The sequence below is a fragment of the Vibrio sp. 1-Bac 57 genome (assembly GCF_037546855.1).
Lineage (GTDB): Bacteria > Pseudomonadota > Gammaproteobacteria > Enterobacterales > Psychromonadaceae > Psychromonas.
In genome coordinates this window covers 71217-93087 of the sequence record NZ_JALAAC010000011.1, presented here as the reverse complement: position 1 = coordinate 93087, position 21871 = coordinate 71217, and the positions used below count along the sequence as shown (strand labels likewise).

The window sequence follows — 21871 nt, the reverse complement described above, 5'->3', positions numbered from 1 at the left end:
ACGAAACGAATTGTAATACCTATTTGATACAAATTGTGTGATTTAGATCACCTAACGCCGCATTTGTATTAATATTTGTATTAAAAGCATAAATATAGTTCAAAAATACGACGCAGATCGCACAAAAAACATCACAAAAATTAATCATGGACAATTAAAAATAAAAGGACTAAATTTGTATTACTTTTAAATATTTGTATTAAAACCTATTTACCAGTACTCTATAAATATTAATAAATTGATTCACACCTGCTAAGAGGATCACATGGCTAAACTACCAAGATATCGTCAAATAGCCGATATTATCCGTACCAAAATAGATACTGGAGAGTGTAAAGTAGGAGAAGCGTTACCCACTGAAGCAGAATTAGTTGAAGAGTTTGCAGCGAGTCGCGTCACTGTTAGACAAGCTTTAAAGTTATTAATTGAAAATGGTGAGCTTGAAAGTGTACAAGGTAGCGGGACTTACGTTAAAGAAAAAAAAGTCAATTATGATATCTACCAACAATCCAGTTTTGATGAAAAATGGGCGCATTTAAACTTAGCCACTCACAGTGATATACTTACTTTCGAAGTAATGAAACCTAGCTTAACCCTGGCAGATAATCTCAACATCACAGAACAAGATCGTGTTTATTATGTCAAACGCGTACGTTATATCGAAAATAATCCGATCACTGTAGAAGAAACTTGGATGCCACTAGCGCTTTTTCCAGACTTAACTTACGAAGTAATGCGCAAGTCCAAATATGAATATATCGAAAAACAGAAAGGACTAGTGATTGATCGCAGTGAACAAGAGATCATACCAATATTGCCATCAATAGATATTGCGACGTTATTAGGTATTGACCCCAATCAACCTATTATTGAAAAACGAACGCGCAGCTTTTTACAAGACAATACAGTATTTGAATATAGCATTAATTATTTCAAAACCACCGATTACAAATTTACCTTGATTTCAAAACGTCATTAATGATTAGGGCAGTAGATCTTTTAAACTATTATTTACAGCTAATTACTGGTTTTATGAACTTGACTGAGCTTAGCTAGTCTTAGCTAATGTTGTCTTGTTACTTGGATTCAAGAATAAATAAACTTATAAATAAGCTAGTTAGGCAACTAGCTTATTTTCTAGATACTATCTTTCAACAAGTATTATAATACTCTATGAATTTAAGCTTATAAAACGGTAAATACGTCGTCCATAGGCAAACGAGCTTTAGGAAGACCGTGGTTATAATCTTTTTCGCCTAAATGATAACCCATTGCTAGAGCAACGTGACATACATAACCACCTAGTTCCTCTTTAAAGACTTCACCGATTAACTCAGGATCTACCCCTTCCATTGGTGTCGAGTCTATGCCTAAACGAGTAAGAGTGTGTAATGCGTTACCAAAAGCGATGTATGTTTGCGCTTTTGACCAATGGCCATTAAAGCCGGTTTCGTCTGTATTTAAATCAACAAAACCAAAACCGCCCTTCATCATGTTTTCTTCCATTTCAGCAGGTAAATGCCCTGAAGATACTTCGACATCGAGCACTTTTTGGAAATCAGATTTAGTATAGTTTGGATTGTGAGCAAACAAAATAGTGTGTGACGCTTCTTTTGCGTGATGTTGATTAAATTGAAATTTATTAGCAAAAGTATCATGTAAACGTTGTTTCGCTTGATCACTTTCAATCACGATAAACTTCCAAGGTTGGGAGTTAATAGAAGAAGCTGATAAGCGCATTGCTTCTTTGATTATTTCCATATCCTCTGCTGAAATACGTTTAGTTGCATCATACATTTTAGCGGTGTAACGATTGTTAAGATCTGTAATAATTTGATGAGTCATGATTTTTCCAAATATAATTTAATAATTAAGAGTGTTACCGATGGCAGTCATCTTAGAGTTAAGCGAGCTTAAGAAAAAGAGATAATAAATCCAATCATTGTGGATCAATACATCCATAATAATTGGATTTTTTATTTTAAAAATGCTTTGAGTAGCTTACATTTCTGCGGTCCTAGCTTGCGAAAATCAACACTAAGCTTGGTTGTGTTAAAAATACTATCGTAGAAAAAATAGTACTGTGGAGTAAATATCCGTTAAGTTTTTTACTTAACTTTAACTTCGGTAACAGCATTTAAAAATACTTATAACCAAATGATATAAGTCATGCATTATCTGGCTTTGTCATTTTGCGATTAGATAATTAAAATCTCAACTTACTATCATCTAGCTCTACAGTTTCAAAGTAAAAATAACGTTAAAAGCTGTTCATTTCACTCATATTTATCATTATTAAGGAAATCCCATGTCAATTGCAGTTATCGCTAATCTTGCGATATTTGTTTTCATCCTTTTGTTCCTGTTTCAACAACAAACAAAAGCGACTACCTTGTCTCGTCAGGTATTACTCGGTTTAGTTTTTGGTAGTGCCTTTGGTCTTATTATTCACATGTTTTATGGTGAAGGAAACCCTATCATCAGTGAAACATTAGCATGGGTAAATGTAGTAGGCAGTGGTTACGTTGGCCTATTAAAAATGGTAATTATGCCATTAGTATTAGTGTCCATGATTGCAGCAGTAGTGAAGCTCGAAAATTCAGGATCATTAGGTAAAATTAGTGCATTAACCATTGGCGTTTTATTATTTACGACCATGATTGCAGCGCTGATCGGTATTGCGGTCACGCAAATTTTTGGTCTTTCTGCAGCGGGCCTTTCTGAAGGCGTTCGTGAGACCGCTCGTATTAGTGTGCTTGAGACTCGTCTAGGTAGTGTAGCCGATCTCACTATTCCGCAAATGCTAGTCAGTTTTATACCTACTAACCCATTTGCAGATTTAACAGGCGCACGCTCAACCTCGATTATTGCAGTAGTTATTTTTGGTATTTTAGTCGGTATTGCAGCACGTCGAGTGATGATTGAAAAGAAAGAGCTTGAATCGCCAATCCGAACTTTTATTGAAGCGGCTCAATCAATTGTTATGCGCCTTGTTAAAATGATTATTGCCCTAACACCTTACGGTATAGCGGCATTAATGACAAAAGTTGTCGCAACATCGAGCTTAGGTGATATCTTAAGTCTGCTCGGCTTTATTGTGGCCTCTTATATTGCGATTTTCTTAATGTTTATCGTGCATGGATTATTAGTTTCATTAGTAGGAGTGAGTCCAACACAATACTTTAAACGTATTTGGCCTGTACTAACATTTGCTTTTACATCACGTAGTTCTGCTGCCACCATTCCACTGAATGTTGAAGCACAAATTACTAAACTAAATGTGCCACCTGCGATTGCAAACTTGTCTGCAACCTTTGGTGCAACCATTGGGCAAAATGGTTGTGCTGGTATTTACCCTGCGATGCTTGCTGTTATGGTTGCTCCAACCATGGGCATTAACCCGATGGAATTTAACTTCATTCTTTCACTGGTAGCAATTATTGCAATCAGTTCATTCGGTATTGCGGGTGTTGGTGGCGGTGCAACTTTTGCAGCCTTGATAGTATTACCAGCAATGGGCTTACCGGTAACGATAGCTGCTTTACTGATTTCAATTGAGCCTTTGATCGATATGGCTCGTACTGCGTTGAATGTTAGTGGTTCGATGACAGCAGGCACCATCACATCACGCTTATTAGGTGATAAAAAAGAGATCAACAAAGCGTTTAAGTTAACACCTACACAAGCCGTAGAGTAATTGATGCACTAACTGTTAACTGCAATAATAGTTAACAGTTAGTGAAGTTTTGACCTAGCTTGATTTATTCCTGCAACATTTGAATGACGTTTTGTAGTGCCTTAATAAACACTTTCGCTTCGTCTAGCGTGTTATAGACTGAAAATGACACACGAATAGTGCCACTGTATTGCAGTACTGACATCAATGGCATAGCGCAGTGTGAACCACTTCTAACGGCAATGCCCTGTGCATCTAATAACATCGCAATATCAGTACTGTGTTCGCCTTTAACAATAAAACTAATGGCACCAGATTTATTTAAATCTTGAGCAAATACAACAACATCTTGTATCCCTTTTAAAGCAGCCTCGGTATAAGCTAATAATATTTGTTCATGTTTTTCAAGAACACTTCTTTCTAAGCTATTTACAAAATCAATGGCAGCGCCTAAACCAATCGCGCCAGCAATATTAGGCGTGCCAGCTTCAAACTTAAAAGGCAGTCGATTATAAGTCGTCTGTTCAAAGCTAACCGTCTCAATCATTTCTCCCCCGCCTTGCCAAGGAGGGAGTTGTTGTAATAAATCATATTTTCCATACATTACACCAATGCCCGTTGGGCCAAATAACTTATGTCCGGAAAACAAGTAAAAATCACAATCTAAGCCTTGTACATCAACCTCAAGGTGCGCCACTGCTTGGGCACCATCAATAATGACTTTAGCCCCTTTCTGATGCGCTAAATCAATTATTTTTTTAATTGGATTAATAACACCTAAAACATTGGAAACATGGGCAATAGAAACAAGTTTAGTATTTGCGGTTAATAATGCTTTAAACGCTTCAACATCTAAACAATGCTCTTGAGTTAAGGGAATAACCTTAATAATAGCGCCCGTTTGTTTAGCAAGCATTTGCCAAGGGACAATATTGGCATGGTGCTCAAGGGCACTAATAATGATTTCATCGCCTGCTTGAAATTGCCGAGCAAAAATATTTGCTAATAAATTAATGCCTTCTGTTGTACCTTTAGTCCAAATAATCTCTTCTGAACGACGTGCATTAATAAACTGTTGTACTTTAGTGCGGCTTTGTTCAAAGCATGTAGTTGCCTTGTTACTAAGGGCATGGCTTGCACGATGCACATTAGCATTACTGGTTTGATAATAATCACAAATAGCATCAATCACAGATTGTGGTTTTTGCGTAGTAGCAGCATTATCAAGATACACCAGCTGATGCTCATTGACTTGCTGATCTAAGATAGGAAACTGTGCGCGTAATTGCTCAATATAAAGATCTGAACTCACGTGACACCTCTGTAAAGGAGAAAAATAAGGAATGTGTTCTGACTTACGAATAAAAGCAGATTAATAAGCACTAATCACTCTGAATGACTAATGCTTATCTTCAAACGTTGATTTGTTGGCTGTCATTTATAGACTGTGATTTCGGCCTTCAATCATTAAACGTTTCATTTCGCTAACAGCAACAGCAAACCCATCAATTAACGCACGAGCAACAATTGCGTGACCAATGTTAAGTTCAATAATCTCAGGTAAAGCTGCAATCGGTTTAACGTTATTATAATTCAAACCATGCCCAGCATTCACTTTAATACCCGCTTGATGACCATAAGTTGCGGCTTTAGCAACACGTGCTAATTCAGCTTCTTGAATCTCTTCCGTTTTGGCATCAGCATATTGACCCGTATGCAATTCAACATAAGCAGCCTTCATTTTTACAGCGGCATCTATTTGCGCAGCTTCTGGGTCAATGAATAAACTCACCTGAATATTAGCGGCGTTTAAACGGCTCACTGCCGCAGCTATTTTGTCGTAATTACCGACAACATCTAAGCCACCTTCTGTCGTCAATTCTTCACGCTTTTCAGGCACTAAACAAACAAAAGTAGGTTTAGTTTTTAAGGCGATCTCAACCATTTCATCGGTTACTGCCATTTCTAAATTCATACGTGTTTGTAGTGTTTGTGCCAGTACAGCAACATCACGATCGTTAATATGACGGCGATCCTCACGAATATGAATAGTAATACCATCCGCACCAGAGGTTTCAGCTACCGCCGCTAAATGTGCAGGTTCTGGATAACATGTACCACGTGCATTACGAAGTGTTGCAACATGGTCGATATTCACACCTAATAATATTTTGCTCATGCTCTTTCCTTTATTGTATTTATTTGGCCGCAAACAAAGCACGGCTATGTAATGGTTTATCACCTAATAAGTTAGCAAGTGCCTGTCGACAAAAGCGCTTAGCCATCTTTAATGTGGCTTCATTATCAAGCTTACGCTGTGATAAGTTAATTATATCTGCACCATCATAAACCTGTTGAGGGTTACAAATAGCTTGCTTAGCAAAAAAACCAAGCTGTTGTTTATATTGATATTGAAAGCCTGCTTCAATCGCTTCATCACTGTATACATCGTGATCAAAATTAACACCATAACCGAGCGTTTCTAATAATGTTAATTCAAATAAGCGCAGAGCTTTTTGCGGATCATCGTCTCGAGCGACACTGATCAAAGTGCGTTGGTAGCACTCAAATAAACCATCACAAGCAGTTTCAGCTTGTAATAGGCGATATAACAGTTCATTCATATACATCGCAATATACAAACGTTGCCCTTGTAAAGGTACCACCTGTGTTTGCGCTTCTAATGACTTAACTGTCTTCAAACTACTACGACCAAAGTAACTAGCGAGTAGTAGTGTGAATGGTTGTGCCATACCGCGTTTCATACGAGTACTGCTGCGACCACCTTTAAAAACAAGGCTAACTTTACCGACATCTTGGCAAAACAAATCAACAATTTGACTGGTTTCGCCATAGGGACGTCGGTGTAATATAAATGCATTATGGCATTCTATGGACATAAATTACGCCGCTGTATTAACCGTTGTAATCGTCACCGTAACCAAGCGAACGTAGCGCTCTGTCATCATCTGCCCAACCCGATTTAACTTTAACCCAGATTTCTAAGAATACTTTTGAGTCAAATAACTCTTCCATGTCTAGTCGCGCTTGTTTCCCAATCGCTTTTAATTTTTCGCCTTTATTACCAATCACCATACGTTTTTGGCCATCACGTTCAACTAAAATAAGTGCATTAATATGTAAAAGTCCATTGGCTTTTTGTTTAAATTGTTCAATTTCTACGGTCACAGAATAAGGTAATTCATCACCCAAGAAGCGCATTAATTTTTCACGTACAATTTCTGACGCCATGAATCGAGATGAACGGTCAGTAATATAATCTTCTGGAAAATAAAATTCAGACTCCGGTAACACGGCTTTTGCCCATTCACGAATTTTTTCAACGTTATCACCGGATTTAGCGGACATAGGTAATATATGAGCAAAGTCATAAAGTTTACCGATTTTCTGTAAATGTGGCAGCAATAACTCTTTGTCTTCTACATTATCAATTTTATTAACCGCTAAAATAACCGGACATTTTAAGTACTGGAATTTTTTTAATACCATCTCGTCATCGGCAGTCCAATGTGTACCTTCAACCACAAACACAATCATTTCAACATCATTGATAGAACTTGATGCGGCACGGTTCATTAAACGGTTAATGGCGCGCTTTTCTTCAATATGTAATCCAGGAGTATCAACAAAAACAGTTTGGTAATCACCATCTGTATCGATACCTAGAATACGGTGACGCGTCGTTTGCGCCTTACGCGAAGTGATACTTACTTTTTGTCCAAGTAATGCATTAATAAGCGTTGATTTCCCTACATTAGGGCGCCCGACGATTGCGACTAAGCCACATTTTTGTGTCATTATTTAGCTCCTAAATAGATGAAAGTTAAAGTTAAAAGTACAGGTAAATAAATAGTATTGAGTAGTAACATTATTGCTCACCTAATAATGCAGTTAACATGTTTTTCGCCGCGACTTGTTCAGCTTTACGACGACTAGTGCCTTTACCTTGCACTTGCTTCATGCCTTCAATTTGACAACTCATGGTGAATTGTTGGTTGTGCGCTTCACCTTTTACATCTAATACTTCATAAAGTGGCAATGCTTGTTTACGCGATTGTAAGTGCTCTTGTAGGCGAGTTTTAGGGTCTTTCTGGCTAATTCCTGGTTGAATTGTCTTAAGGCGACTTTCAAACCAACTCAATACCAGCTTGTTTGCAGTATCGATATTAGAATCTAAAAAAACCGCACCGATAATTGCTTCCACACCGTCAGCAATAATTGAGTCACGACGGAATCCACCACTTTTTAGTTCACCAGGACCTAAAATTAAGCAGTCACTTAATACAAATTCACGCCCAACTTCTGACAACATTTTTCCACAAACTAAGGTGGCACGCATACGGCTTAAGTCGCCTTCGTCCACTTTAGGAAAACGTTTATATAAATCAGTCGAGATAGCAAAACTTAAAATTGAATCACCTAAAAATTCTAATCGTTCATTATGTAAACCCAATGCACTTCGATGTGTTAGTGCTTGTTTTAATAATGAGAAATCTGAAAATTCATATCCAATACGTTTCTCTAAACGTTTTAATTCTTGTTCTTTGATCTTCATTTTATGCTACCTATACGTTCAAAACGTACATTACTTGGTACCCAACTCGGTAAGAAACTATCAGCACCACGGTCAAACTCAAAGCTGATCCATTTAGCAACGGCTTTACCGACTAAATTACGCTCAGGTACAAATCCCCAAAAGCGGCTATCACGGCTGTTGTCACGGTTATCACCCATCACGAAATAATTACCTTCAGGTACCACCCACTCATAAGCATAAGTTGTGACATCTTTTTGTTGGAAATAAGCTTGCACAGGTTCACCACGTAATGGATTGATTAATAACTGATGCTTAACGTCACCTAATACTTCTGAATACACTTTGACAGTATTTGCTTCATGTTTGAAGTTTTGTTCCCCTAGGAATTCCATGTCTAACTTTTTATAATCACCGCACTTGGCTTCTTCACAGGCAGCAATGATGTACAACTGTTTATCTTTATAAACAATACGATCACCAGGTAACCCCACCACGCGTTTAATAAAATCAACGCGTTGATCTTCAGGGTATTTAAATACAGCAACATCACCACGTTCTGGATGCCCCGTCGGTATAAGTGTGTTTTGCCAAACAGGTTCTTTAATGCCGTATGAGAATTTCTCAACGAGAATAAAATCCCCCACCAACAGTGTTGGCATCATTGACCCAGATGGAATTTGAAACGGTTCATAAATAAATGAACGTAAAATAAATACCGTTGCAATCACTGGAAATAAGCTACGAGCATTCTCAATAATTGGATTTTCCGGGTACATTTTAGCTAAAGTTTTATCGTCTAATTCTATTTCAGATTGCGCTTGAAAATCGGCATAAGCCTGTTTACGCTTTTTCGCCCACTTTATTTTATCAAACAGCCAGGCAGCGCCGGTTAAGAGCGTTAAAACCACTAATATCAATGCAAATGAATTTGCCATTTTTTTTCCTATCAATTTTATAAATCATATTAATTAATATTTTTAACTAATATGACTCGTTTAAAATACAAAATGCGCGGGTTAATAAACCAGCGCATTAGCTTTTATTAATTGCTATCGCCCTTTTGCTTAACAAGGGGGTTAGCAATTGAAGACTACTTATCTTTACCTATGTGTAATACTGCTAAGAAAGCCTCTTGAGGCACATCAACATTACCCACAGACTTCATGCGTTTTTTACCCTCTTTCTGTTTCTTCAACAGTTTTTTCTTACGGCTAATATCACCACCGTAACATTTTGCTAATACATTTTTAGTCAGCTGTTTAACCGTTGAACGAGCAATAATTTTACTGCCAATCGCTGCTTGTATTGCAATATTAAACATTTGACGAGGAATGAGCTCTTTCATTTTTTCAACTAACTCACGCCCGTAAGTTTCTGAGTTATCACGGTGTGTAATTAATGCTAAGGCATCAACACGATCGCCATTGATCATAACGTCTACACGTACCATGTCAGCTAACTGATAACGTATAAAATTATACTCTAATGAGGCATAACCACGGCTGGTTGATTTTAAACGGTCGAAGAAGTCCATTACAACTTCACCCATTGGGATCTCATAAGTTAATGCAACTTGATTACCGTGATACGCCATCTTAGTTTGTACACCGCGTTTGTTGATACATAAGGTGATCACATTACCTAGGTAAGCTTGCGGTACTAAAATATTACATTCTGCAATTGGCTCACGAATTTCATTAATGTCATTGGTAGCAGGCAATTTGGCAGGACTATCAACGTATTCGATTTCACCGTTATTTTTTTCTACTTCGAAAATAACCGTTGGTGCGGTAGTGATTAAATCAATATCGTATTCACGTTCTAAACGTTCTTGAATGATCTCCATATGTAATAAACCAAGGAAACCACAACGGAAACCAAAGCCTAGTGCAGACGAGTTTTCTGGCTCATATAATAATGAAGCATCATTAATACTCAATTTACCCAAAGCATCACGGAAGTTTTCATAATCATCAGAGCTTACAGGGAATAAACCCGCGTAAACTTGTGGCTGAACACGTTTAAAACCAGGTAATGCTTTTGGTGATGGATTATCGGCAAGTGTTAACGTATCACCTACTGGTGCACCTAAAATATCTTTAATACCAGAGATCACATAACCTACTTCGCCTGCTTTCAAAATACCTGTTTCTTTCTGTTTCGGCGTGAAGTAACCCACTTTAGTCACTAAATGAACTTGACCCGTGGTCATTACTTTCATTCTATCGCCAACTTTAATTTGGCCGTGCTTGATACGTACCAATGACACAACACCTTGGTAGTTATCAAACCATGAATCAATAATTAATGCTTGAAGTGGACCATTAAGATCGCCAACAGGTGGCGGGATCATGCGTACTATTTCTTCTAATACTAAATCAATACCTAGACCCGTTTTAGCTGAACAACGAACCGCATCTGTTGCATCGATACCAACAATGTCTTCAATTTCTTCAGCAACACGATCAGGTTCAGCAGCCGGCAAATCGATTTTATTTAAAATCGGTACCACTTCTAAGTTCATTTCTAATGCGGTGTAACAGTTTGCTAATGTTTGTGCTTCTACGCCTTGTCCAGCATCAACTACCAATAACGCGCCTTCACAAGCCGCTAAAGAACGTGATACTTCGTAAGAGAAATCTACGTGTCCAGGGGTATCGATGAAGTTAAGTTGGTAAGTTTCACCATCTTTAGCTTTATAATCCAGAGTTACACTTTGCGCTTTAATGGTAATACCACGTTCGCGCTCAATATCCATAGAATCGGTTACTTGTGCCGCCATTTCACGTTCGGTTAAACCACCACAAGTACTGATTAAACGGTCTGACAATGTGGATTTACCATGGTCGATATGGGCAATGATTGAAAAGTTACGAATATTTTTCATGAATACTTTAAATACCTTGTTAGTGACGACATTGTGCATTGCGATACAAGTTCTTCAAAATTGAGAACCACTTTATCGCAGCTTATACCAATCGTAATTATTAAGAGATCTATTCTACTTGTTAAAATAGCTTGTTTTTAATTGCCAGTTTCGTAAAGGGAACAACCATTTACAGCAATTTTCACATCAAACTAAGTATTCTTAACGTAAAATTAAAATCGAATATTTGATACCATTGGCATTACTTAACACTGCATTTTTGCAGTTATTAAGCGGCTTTAATGCTTATTTTTAATATCTGTTGATAGCACGCCTAATTTGCGCAGCTTAATTGCGGTGCATTCTAGCTAATTTCTGTTTTAATCTCCATCTTTAAACACTTCCGTCTTTATCATTTGAAGTCAATATTTTACATCCTATAATTTTACCTGTTCGAAAGTTTAACTTTTACAATGCAAATAAAACTTAGTATAAAAAAACAGCAGCCAACGGTCATATTTCATGCATAAGCAGCGAGGCTTGCTTCACATTTTTAACTTTTCATCAACAAGATCAAAGTGGATTTGCCAATCTATTAACGCTAAATCGTTTTTTTGACATACAATAGCTTAGCTTTTAATGGATTGACAATGGCAAGGATACAGCCACCATTCTCTAAAGCACTATGTGATGAATTCAAACAATGTCTTTGAATAAACACTTACGTTTCTAGTTATTTTTCTTTTATTATTTTTTTGAGGTTATTAAATTATGAAATCAAACACTCCAGTGTTGCTTTCTGTTGCAGTTGCCGTTATTGGCGCAGCTGTGATCACTTTACTTCCAATCACACTAGGTGGTGCAGTTTTATTTGCTGCGGGTGCTGTCATTAGTGGGTTCTTAATTCAATTTGCAAATTCAAGCACAAGTACTGCATCAAAAAGTACAAGCTCAGCAGCGGCTTCAGCAACCAGCGATGCAGAAAGCGACTTTGCAACTACCACGCTTTATGTTGGTAATTTACCTTACCGTGCAAATGAAATGGCAATCCGTACGCTGTTTTCAGAACACGGTAAAGTTATTTCAGTGCGTCTCATGAAGGACAAACATACTGGTAAACGCCGTGGTTTTGGTTTTGTTGAAATGCCTGAAAGTGATGCAGCCAATGCAATTCAAGCATTAAATGAACAAGAGTTCCAAGAACGTTCATTGAAAGTACGTGAAGCAAATGAGCGTACACCACGTGAAGAATCTAACGATTAACTTAGCGCTTTATTCGTTTCAGAGTAAGTAGCTTTAAAAATAAGCAGCTTATTAAGCAAACGAGCTTGTTGAGTAAATAGATTACATAAAATCCGAGAACAGCTTCTGCTCTCGGATTTTTTTATGCATTACATTTTTATTCCATTATTTTTAATAAAATAAGGCTAAAAATAAGACTATCAACTATCTAACCAATTGATTAAATTTTGTAATGTGAGGTTATTAGTGACCTTTGGGAAAACGAAATAATAGCCCTTTCCAGATTTAACCTGCAATGAATGAGGCTGACAAAGTCTTCCAGCTTCAAGCTCAGAAGCAGCTAGCGTGACATCCCCGATACTAATCCCAAACCCCTGAATAGCTGCGCCGACTGCCAAATCTAACGTTGCAAAATTTTGATGATGTTTAGCGGTTAATGATGCACAACCGGCTTCATTCAACCATAAACTCCAATCACTTTGCTGTGGTGTTGCATGCAACCATGGTAATTGCCCCATCTCTTCGATACTCAGCTGTGTTTGTGCCTCAGTTAATAAAGAGGGAGAACACACCGGTGTTAAATATTCTTCAAACAGTAGCTGACTACTTAAGTTTTTATCTTTAATAACCGTGCAATAGCAAATAGCAGCATCAAAGGACTCAAAGGCAAAATTGATATCATGTTTAATGGATGAAGTTAGCTCTACGGCAATATCTGGGAATGCTTGCTGAAATGCCATTATTTGGGGTAATAGCCATGTGGTAATGCAACTAGGCACTTTTAATCTAATGATAGGTTTAATATCAGATACTTTTTCGACCGCACTTTTCATCTGATTAATCACTTGCTTAACTAACGGCAAAAAATCTTTGCCTTTATCAGTTAAACTCAAGCCACGAGCGTGACGATGAAATAGAGGAATATTTAATTTTTTCTCAAGTGAAATAATCTGACGACTGACTGCACCCTGCGTTAAATTTAAAATTTGTGCCGCGACAGTAAACTTTAAATGTTCGGCAGTAACAATAAATGCCTGCATCTCCTTTGTAGATGGTAAACGGTTATCCATCATTACCTCATTTTTATAACGTGAAAGATTAGTCAGTTATTGTTTTCATTCAATGGTAGTTTTGCTATTCAAATAATAAGCTTTTAAGTAATAAGCTTTAAGGTTTTAAACCTAATCAATTAACTCAACACTTGAAATAAGCACAGCACTAAAACGTGAATTTATGCGAATAGAACACTTACCTCCTCGCCAATGAGTAGATACAATCATCAAGCTATGTTTTTTTCGCATACCTACTATACCAATTTTTCGTTTCTTCTTTCAATGAAGATTTGTTTAAATCACTTACAATTCAAAAATTGAATATTTACGCACTTTTAAAGTATAAATATTCAGTTTTAATTTTTGGCTGTATTTAACTTCAATCGGAAATACGTTAATGAAATCATTAGCATCAACATTAGTACCAAGCGCAGTAGAAAAGCTCGTTCCTTACCAGTCTGCACGTCGTTTAGGCGGTAGCGGACATTTATGGCTAAATGCGAATGAACTTGAAACGTGCGCTCAATATGGTGACCTCTCTAAAGGCAGTAATAACCATTACAATCGTTATCCTGATTTTTTACCACAGGATACTGCGCAAGCTTACCTCGCTTATTGCGAGCAAGGTGTTGGTAAACTAAATAGTGAAATAGTGACCGTACGAGGTGCCGATGAAGCAATAGATTTGTTGATTCGTACTTTTTGTACACCTGGGAATGACCAAATAATTATTTGCCCTCCCACCTATGGAATGTATGAGTTTTGCGCTGATTCGTTTGCAGTAACAACTAATAAAATTCCGTTGTTAGATAATTTTCAATTAAATGTTGAAGAGATCAAAACACAGTTGCCCACCAGCAGCTTATTATTTTTATGTTCACCTAATAACCCTACCGGTAATAGTATTAACCAAGCCGATATTATTGAATTATTAGAGGCCAGTAAAACATCAACCTTAGTGGTTATCGATGAAGCTTACATTGAATTTTCAGCACATCAGAGTGCATTACATTTAATGAATAAATACCCACATTTAATTGTAATACGCACTCTATCAAAAGCGTTTGGGTTAGCTGCTATTCGTTGTGGATTTTTGTTAGCAGATAGCAGTGTAATGGCTTATGTGAATCGCCTTATTCCACCTTACCCTATCGCTGACCCTACTGCTGAAATTGCATTAAAAGCATTATCAGACTCTGGCTTACAAGCCATGTCCAAACAAACTGCTGAATTGGTTGAGGTTCGTGATTGGTTTAAATCTGAGTTACAACAATTAAATATTGTTGAGACGATTTATAGTAGCCAAACCAATTTTATTTTAATTAAGTTTAATCAAGGCCTTAACGTATTTTATTACCTTGTTAAGCAAGGAATTATTGCACGTAACCAAGCACATGAAGCTGCACTTAGTGACTGTGTACGAATCACTATTGGCTCCAAACAAAGTATGCTCGAAACACTCAATACACTTAAACATTTTCAATAACATTACGCTAGAAGGATCTAAACATGAAAGCATTACATATTGCAGCGATTGTATTATCGTCAATTTTTATAACCCCATTGCAAGCCCAAGAAACTAAGCCTATACGCCTATCTTCTGACTTTACTTACCCACCTTTCAATTATAAGGATAATACCGGTAAACCTGTTGGTTTTGATATTGAGATCGCAGATGCTTTGTGTAAACAAGCAGAGTTAAAGTGTGAGTGGGTAACACAAAGTTGGGACGGACTCATTCCAGGCTTATTATCAAGAAAATCGGATGTCATTATGGCATCTATGCGTATTACTGAAGATCGTAAAAAACGTGTTTTATTTAGTAAAAAATATTATCAAACACCAGCCAGTTTTGTGACTGCTAAAGATGCAAACTTCAGTATCGATAAAGCAGGCTTAACAGGTAAAGTTATTGGCGTTCAAGTAGGTACCATACATGATAATTATGTGACAGATATGTACGGTGATGTTGCCACTATCAAACGCTATAGCGGACAAGACCAAGTATATCTTGATTTAGCCAATGGCCGTTTAGATACCGCCTTTGCAAACTCAGATCAATTAGTGTTAGCTTTTTTAGAAAAAGAACGTGGTGCTAACTTTGCGTTAAAAGGCAAGTTAGTAACCGATAAAGCTTATGTAGGGGAAGGCACTGCACTGGCTTTTCGTAAAAACAATAAAGCATTAGCAGAGAAGTTTAATGCCGCTATTGCAGAAATCCGTAAAAATGGTACCTATGATAAAATAGCAGCAAGTTATTTTAGCTTTGATATCTACGGTCAATAAATTTAACGGTACTCATTTAACGAAGCTAACATGTATATAGCTAAGATAAGCTTTCTTAAATAAGAATGAGCAACGTAGACATAACAAAAAAGCCATTGCTGATAACATAAGCAATGGCTTTTTAATATTTCACAGTAAATGAATCGCTGATTCAACATTGAAGTGAATAACACATATTTTTGGACAGGGTTACAGCATTTTTATTGCAGCCTCAAAAGCTAAATAGTCCCTCTTTAATCATCACCAGCACTAATCCACTAACTCATCCAAGGCATCCAATACCAGTTGATGATCTTGCTCCTGCGGTAACCCAGAAACCGTCACTACTCCTACTACACCTGAATTTTTAATAATAATTGGAAAAGCCCCGCCATGAGCACAATACAGATCAGCGTCAATATGATCTTGCTGTTCGAACACTCTATGCTTAGCGGTATTATATTGACCGATATAATAAGAACTATGTCCAAAACGCAACACGGTTTGACGTTTACGTTTTATCCAATGTAGATTATCTGGCTGAGTTCCTGGCATTGCGTAGCTAAATAGGCATTGGTTAAAAGCATAAACTTCGATCGTAACTTGCGCCTCTCTGGTTTCGGCTAATTGTTTCAATTTACAACCTAACGCCCAAGCTGTTTGATTGTTAAAAGACGCAAACTGTAGCTGCGATTCTTGTGCTAATAAATCATTTAATGAATAGTTTGAGCTCATAATTTAACTGCCATAGTTTTACCTAAACGTTCACTTTCCATGGCTAATTCAATCAAACGAATATTCCATAACGCATCTTCCGCAGATACAGGTACTTGGCCTGCATCATTAATAGCATTAGCAATACCATGATAAAAGTGTTGGTAACCACCGCGTTCAGTTTTAACCGCCTCTAACGCCTCTTCCGTATATAAAGTACCGTATTGCTCAACACTTTCATTGTTCCAATATTCACCGTCAGGTCGTACACCTGCTTTCAATAGATCTTCCTGCGGATCTAAGCCTAATTTTATGTAAGTACCTTGATCCCCCTGAATATTAAAACGTAAATTGGGTCCAGCAGAGAACAAAGAAGCACTCAAAGAAGCTAATTTATCGGGATAATGGAGTGTTAAATTAAAATAATCGATATTAGAAGAGCCTTGACGCGTGATCTTACAATGTGCAGTAATCGCATCAGGTAGTCCAAATAGCTGTAAAGCTTGATCAATTAGGTGCGGTCCTAAATCAAATAAAATACCACCACCATCTTGAGAATTTTCTCGCCAGCGTTGACGAACGACAGGCCTGAAACGATCGAAGTGAGATTCAAAATGCTTAATGTGCCCCAGTGTTTTTTCTTCAATAAGCTTCTTAACCGTTAAAAAATCACCGTCCCAACGACGATTATGATAAACGCTAAGTAACAAACCTTTCTCTTTAGCAAGGCTTATCAAAGCATTTCCATCAGTGATTTTTGTCACAAATGGTTTTTCTAAAATAACATGCTTATTATTTTCTAACGCTAATTTAGCTAATGAAAAATGCACATCATTTGGTGCAGTAATAATTACTAATTGTGCATCGCTATTACCAATCATCTCTTCGGCAGTTAGGTAATGTTGTACTTTGGGCCAATCTTGCTCAACATTACCAGCTTGACTACTACTGATCGCGGTAACATCAAATTCAGATAAAGTGTCAATAAAAGGAAGGTGGAAGGTTTTAGCTGAAAAGCCATAACCAACAATAGCCGTTTTAATGGTGTCGTTATTGAAGCATTGAGTCATGGTAGTTTCCTTAATTTATTAAGAAGAAAATAATCACATAGTAGATAGCAAATGATTATGTATTAATAGTACGAGGTTATTACATACGGTGCTTTAATCAAAATCGGTTAATCAAATAAATTACATTACTATTTACTAAATTAAGATTTACTGCATCAATATTTATTACATGTTTTGACTGCTACACCATTAACTGTTTCATTATCAAAGGCTTCACCATAAAAGAATCTGCACCTTTGTAATATACCGATAATTTTACTGATAAACACACGTAATTAAAGTTCAGGTTTAGGTTGTGTTCTAAATTGCAGTAATTTACGCTACTCATAATTGAGTATTTTTGCATTATTTAAAATCAACAAAAACAATAATATTAGTGATAAATAATTCAATAAGTGTCCCAATAGGATTTAATTGATCATTTTTTAATAAACAACCTAAAAGATACGTTATTATCTATACTCTGTCATAAAACCATCTTCACAAGCTTCTCATTTACAGCGGCTTGATAGATGTTAATACACATAATAATCATATGTATTAAAATTAGATGCTAGGTAATAGGAAAATGACTAAAGGGTAAATGAAGTTACACCTGTCCTATTTCATAAACTAATTCTTTAAAATTTAAGTGGAAGTACTATTGTGAATAACCAAAGACAAGTGGTGGTCGTTGATGATCAGTCAACGGGAAGGATGATCCTAGAAAAAATTATTCTACAGATTGCTGATGACATTACAGTGATTGATTTTGCTGATCCTAGAAAAGCACTAAACTGGTTAGAAAACAACCAAGCAGACCTGATTGTCACCGATTATAGAATGCCCGGTTTAAATGGAATAGAGTTCATTGAAGCAGTGCGTAACACAGCAACAGGTGAACATATTCCGATCATGATGATCACTGTTGTTAGTGAAAAAAAAGTGCGTCATGAAGCCCTAGAAGCAGGTGCAACCGCATTTTTAAATAGACCTATCGACCAAATCGAATGCCGTACAAGTTGCAGAAACTTATTAAAACTACATAAGCAACATGTGATCATTCAAAATAGAGCCGATTGGTTAGCAGAGCAAGTACATTTAGCCACAGAACAAATTCTTCAGCGAGAACAAGAAACGATCTTAAGGCTTGCGAAAGCAGGTGAATATCGCGATGAAGAAACCGGCAATCATGTTATTAGAATGGCAAAATATGCTAAAGAAATAGCTAAAGAAATTGGCTTAAATGAGAATGAATGTAATGATCTTGAACATGCTGCGCAAATGCATGATATTGGAAAAATTGGTATTCCTGACCGTATATTATTAAAAGAAGGAAAGTTTATTCCAGAAGAGTGGGAAATCATGCAAACTCATACCACGATTGGATATGAAATTCTTTCGGGTAGTCAATCAAAATATATGCAAATGGGCGCCATTATAGCCCTTAATCACCATGAGCGCTTTAATGGTGAAGGTTACCCTAATCAATTAACTGGCTCTCAAATCCCACTGATCGCACGTATTGTTTCCGTTGCCGATGTATTTGATGCATTAATGTCTGTTAGACCCTACAAAAAAGCCTGGCCACTTGAAGATGCGATTGATTTTCTTAAAAAACAATCCGGTACACAATTTGACCCAAAGTGTGTTGATGCATTCTTAAAGCGCCTGCCTAATATCACTGCAATACATAGCGAATATCCCGATAGCTAACAGTGGCACAGACTGCTAGTAATAAACTGTAGAAAGCAATTAATAGACCATTAAACGGATTCAATGCTTGAATGAACTTACTATGTAAAAAACTAAATGCAGTCAAAGCCTCGCTCAAAAAAACGGCTGATCCTGAATCAGAGCAAGCCTTCGTTCGTGTTATTATTGCCCTATTATTAATTCTAATTTTCTGTATTCCATGGGGTGCAGAGGAACAGTTTAGCGATTTATTAAACTCTACAATTAAGATAGTGATACTCGTCGCATCTAGTGTTGCTATCGCTCTCTTTACCGCTATTTGTATCAACCCTAAAGTCAGCCCAACGAGAAGAGTGATAGGTATATTTTTAGACCTTATCTCTCTGTCTGTATTAATGGCCACTGCGGCGCAAGAAACAGTGTATTTATTTGTTTTCTATCTGTGGGTTATTTTAGGTAATGGTTTTAGGTTCGGCGTTAATTATCTCTATATTTCTATGGTAATAGGCATTATTGGATTTATATCTGCGATTTATTGGGGTGGTTATTGGCAGACTGAAATGACGATAGCAATAAGCCTATTAATCGTGATCACTCTGATCCCGTTATATTCAATATTTTTAATTAAAAAACTATATGCTGCAATCGATATGGCAGAAAAAGCAAATCAAGCTAAAACTCGCTTTTTGGCTAATATGTCACACGAACTAAGAACTCCTTTAAATGGTGTATTAGGGCTTGGAGATCTCCTCATTGAAACTAAACTCGATCAAGAACAATATAACTTAGTTAGCACCATGCAAAGCTCTGCAAAAACGCTACTAGGATTAATTGAAAAAGTGCTAGATATTTCTAAAATTGAAGCAGGGAAAATTATAATCAATAAAGAATCCGTTGATTTACATACTTTAATTAATTCAGTTATTGATACACAAAAACTGATTGCAAAAGCCAAAGGCTTAACTGTTATATTAAACATTGATTCTGATGTTCCCTTACAAATAGAAGCAGATCAGCAATATATCCGTCAAGTTTTAGTAAACCTAATAGGGAACGCGATAAAGTTTACTGATCAAGGCACAATTAAAGTGCATATTTACCTTGTTTCCGAGCAGGAAAGCGCCACTGTTATTCGCTTTGATATTAAAGATACTGGTATAGGTATTGATAAAAAATCACTACTAAGCGTATTTGACGATTTTACTCAAGTTGGAAAAGCTGCGATACGTCATATCAATGGTACAGGGCTAGGAACCACTATTTCAAAAGAGTTGGTTGAATTAATGGGAGGAAAAATAGGGGTTGAAAGTGAATTAGATCAAGGTTCAACTTTTTGGTTTGAACTTCCTTTTACGATCCTTCCGAATGTTTCTCTAACTGTAAATGACAGTGATTTATTAATTATGGCAACCGATACAACTAAGAAATCGGTACAGTCTTTTTTAAGAACATGGGATTTATCTGCAGATTTTGCTAAATCTCCAGTACAGACATTAAGAATGCAAAAAAATGCTCTCGGCCAAGCACGAGGTTATAAGATACTGCTCGTAGATAGATTTAGTCTACAGGGCATGAGTCCAATACAGTTTAGCAACCTTTTAGCATCGGAAAAATTATTAGATGGGCTATCGTTAGTACTGCTTAATCCAGAACCTGTACATCTACACAACGAAAAAATAAGACAAGACTTCATCTCGGTGATTGCTGATATCAACGATAAACGCTCATTATTTAACGCCCTACATACAGCACAGCGCATTGATAGCAGTAACAAAAAAGTTGTTTCTTTAAGTGATTTTTATGACAGCCAGAATGGAGCGAAGGCATTAAACATACTCGTTGCTGAAGACAATAAAGTTAACCAACAGGTTTTATCTGGTATTTTAAAACGAGCAGGTCATTCTATTGTTATCGCTAATGATGGCGAACAAGCACTAGACAAGTTAAGCACAGATTTAGAACACTTTGACTTATTAATTGTCGATAAAAATATGCCTAAGTGCTCTGGTGATGAAGTTGTACAGGCATTACGCTTTATGGATACCAGTAATAAGCTGCCGATCATCATGTTAACTGCCGATGCAACACCTGAAGCTAGAGCACTAGGTATTAGTTTAGGTGTCGATGAATTTTTAACTAAACCTATTGATTCTCATGATTTATTGAAAAAAATAGCGGTAATTTCTAATACCTCCAGTTCAACGATTAGCAATTCAACTATCAGCAATTCAACTATCAGCAATACAGCCCCTACTCCAACAAGCATAGCAAACCTTAAAAAGCAGCATGCAGATAATGAATGGTATAATAGTGTCGTCCTTGAGGAACTATTTCAATTAGATAATGATGTTGAGTTTATGACGTGCTTAATTACAGGTTTTACAGAAGATGGTAATAAGCATATTAAATACTTACAACAAGCCATTATTGGTGACTATTTGCAATTCCGTGAATCACTACATGCTTTAAAAGGTGCAGCATCGGAACTTGGGGCAGACAGACTAGTAGAAATATGTAGGAAAGGAGAAGAGTGTAAACCTTATGATATTGGCACTCCAAAGCTCACTGTATTAGTAGGTGATATTGAATACAATTTTACTAAAACTGTAGAAGCTTTGAATAATGCCTTAGTAAAATCTTCTACAGGAAAATAAGATAAAAAGTATAGTGCTTTAGCTACGATTTTATATCTATTTTAAAATGGAATTGAGACCACAATAAAAACTATATAACTTAGATTATGAAATATTTTGA

18 protein-coding genes are annotated in these 21871 nt (G+C 36.7%); 7 read left to right on the top strand and 11 right to left on the bottom strand.

Annotated features, from left to right (window positions below; all coding sequences use genetic code 11):
- Positions 1-265: 265 nt before the first annotated feature.
- Positions 266-979, top strand: coding sequence for a GntR family transcriptional regulator (locus tag MT391_RS09545; protein ID WP_499441070.1), 714 nt, complete (start codon positions 266-268; stop codon positions 977-979).
- Positions 980-1185: 206 nt separating this feature from the next.
- Here the strand turns inward: MT391_RS09545 and MT391_RS09540 are convergent, their stop codons facing one another.
- Positions 1186-1845: an NAD(P)H-dependent oxidoreductase gene (locus tag MT391_RS09540; protein ID WP_499441068.1), complete on the bottom strand. Its 660-nt coding sequence runs from the start codon at positions 1843-1845 to the stop codon at positions 1186-1188.
- Positions 1846-2308: 463 nt separating this feature from the next.
- Here MT391_RS09540 and MT391_RS09535 point away from each other — a divergent pair, with 463 nt between their 5' ends.
- Positions 2309-3697 carry an L-cystine transporter gene (locus MT391_RS09535; RefSeq protein ID WP_166371640.1) on the top strand — a complete coding sequence of 463 codons (1389 nt, stop codon included), beginning with the start codon at positions 2309-2311 and terminating at the stop codon, positions 3695-3697.
- A gap of 64 nt (positions 3698-3761) precedes the next feature.
- On the opposite strand, the gene MT391_RS09530 is transcribed toward MT391_RS09535, so the two are convergent.
- The 7 genes from MT391_RS09530 to lepA form a co-directional block, all read right to left on the bottom strand.
- The gene (locus tag MT391_RS09530) at positions 3762-4988 is read right to left on the bottom strand and encodes an aminotransferase class V-fold PLP-dependent enzyme (protein WP_499497735.1); all 1227 of its coding nucleotides are present in this window, start codon (positions 4986-4988) and stop codon (positions 3762-3764) included.
- A 126-nt stretch (positions 4989-5114) separates the two neighbouring features.
- Positions 5115-5855, bottom strand: coding sequence for a pyridoxine 5'-phosphate synthase (gene pdxJ, locus MT391_RS09525; RefSeq protein ID WP_499497733.1), 741 nt, complete (start codon positions 5853-5855; stop codon positions 5115-5117).
- A 19-nt stretch (positions 5856-5874) separates the two neighbouring features.
- Positions 5875-6576, bottom strand: a complete 702-nt coding sequence (gene recO / locus MT391_RS09520; RefSeq protein WP_166371637.1) for a DNA repair protein RecO — start codon at positions 6574-6576, stop codon at positions 5875-5877.
- A 16-nt stretch (positions 6577-6592) separates the two neighbouring features.
- A complete protein-coding gene (gene era, locus MT391_RS09515) occupies positions 6593-7495 on the bottom strand; it encodes a GTPase Era (RefSeq protein ID WP_166371636.1) in 903 nt (300 codons plus the stop codon).
- A 70-nt stretch (positions 7496-7565) separates the two neighbouring features.
- Positions 7566-8252: a ribonuclease III gene (gene rnc, locus MT391_RS09510; protein WP_166371635.1), complete on the bottom strand. Its 687-nt coding sequence runs from the start codon at positions 8250-8252 to the stop codon at positions 7566-7568.
- The gene (gene lepB, locus MT391_RS09505) at positions 8249-9169 is read right to left on the bottom strand and encodes a signal peptidase I (RefSeq protein ID WP_166371634.1); all 921 of its coding nucleotides are present in this window, start codon (positions 9167-9169) and stop codon (positions 8249-8251) included. Before lepB ends, rnc begins: the two co-directional genes overlap by 4 nt.
- Positions 9170-9324: 155 nt before the next feature.
- Positions 9325-11121, bottom strand: coding sequence for a translation elongation factor 4 (gene lepA / locus MT391_RS09500; RefSeq protein WP_499441060.1), 1797 nt, complete (start codon positions 11119-11121; stop codon positions 9325-9327).
- 750 nt (positions 11122-11871) lie between these two features.
- On the opposite strand from lepA, the gene MT391_RS09495 reads away from it, so the two are divergent.
- Complete coding sequence (locus MT391_RS09495) at positions 11872-12363, top strand: RNA recognition motif domain-containing protein (RefSeq protein ID WP_166371632.1); 492 nt, start codon at positions 11872-11874, stop codon at positions 12361-12363.
- 179 nt (positions 12364-12542) lie between these two features.
- Here MT391_RS09495 and MT391_RS09490 read toward each other — a convergent pair whose 3' ends face one another.
- Positions 12543-13412, bottom strand: a complete 870-nt coding sequence (locus MT391_RS09490) for a LysR substrate-binding domain-containing protein (protein WP_166371631.1) — start codon at positions 13410-13412, stop codon at positions 12543-12545.
- A gap of 379 nt (positions 13413-13791) precedes the next feature.
- Between MT391_RS09490 and hisC the strand changes: the two genes are divergently transcribed.
- A complete protein-coding gene (hisC, locus tag MT391_RS09485) occupies positions 13792-14880 on the top strand; it encodes a histidinol-phosphate transaminase (RefSeq protein WP_499497731.1) in 1089 nt (362 codons plus the stop codon).
- A gap of 23 nt (positions 14881-14903) precedes the next feature.
- Entirely contained in the window at positions 14904-15680 is a 777-nt protein-coding gene (locus MT391_RS09480) for a transporter substrate-binding domain-containing protein (RefSeq protein WP_166371629.1), read from the top strand.
- A 249-nt stretch (positions 15681-15929) separates the two neighbouring features.
- Here MT391_RS09480 and MT391_RS09475 read toward each other — a convergent pair whose 3' ends face one another.
- Both MT391_RS09475 and MT391_RS09470 read right to left on the bottom strand, forming a co-directional pair.
- Positions 15930-16394: a heme-degrading domain-containing protein gene (locus tag MT391_RS09475; protein WP_166371628.1), complete on the bottom strand. Its 465-nt coding sequence runs from the start codon at positions 16392-16394 to the stop codon at positions 15930-15932.
- On the bottom strand, positions 16391-17443 hold the full coding sequence (locus MT391_RS09470; RefSeq protein WP_499497729.1) for an oxidoreductase: 1053 nt from the start codon (positions 17441-17443) through the stop codon (positions 16391-16393). The genes MT391_RS09475 and MT391_RS09470 overlap by 4 nt, the downstream gene beginning before the upstream one ends.
- 645 nt (positions 17444-18088) lie before the next feature.
- On the opposite strand from MT391_RS09470, the gene MT391_RS09465 reads away from it, so the two are divergent.
- Together MT391_RS09465 and MT391_RS09460 are read left to right on the top strand one after the other, a co-directional pair.
- The gene (locus MT391_RS09465) at positions 18089-19138 is read left to right on the top strand and encodes an HD domain-containing phosphohydrolase (RefSeq protein ID WP_499497727.1); all 1050 of its coding nucleotides are present in this window, start codon (positions 18089-18091) and stop codon (positions 19136-19138) included.
- Between the two features lie 71 nt (positions 19139-19209).
- On the top strand, positions 19210-21771 hold the full coding sequence (locus MT391_RS09460) for an ATP-binding protein (protein ID WP_499497725.1): 2562 nt from the start codon (positions 19210-19212) through the stop codon (positions 21769-21771).
- Positions 21772-21871 lie beyond the last annotated feature (100 nt).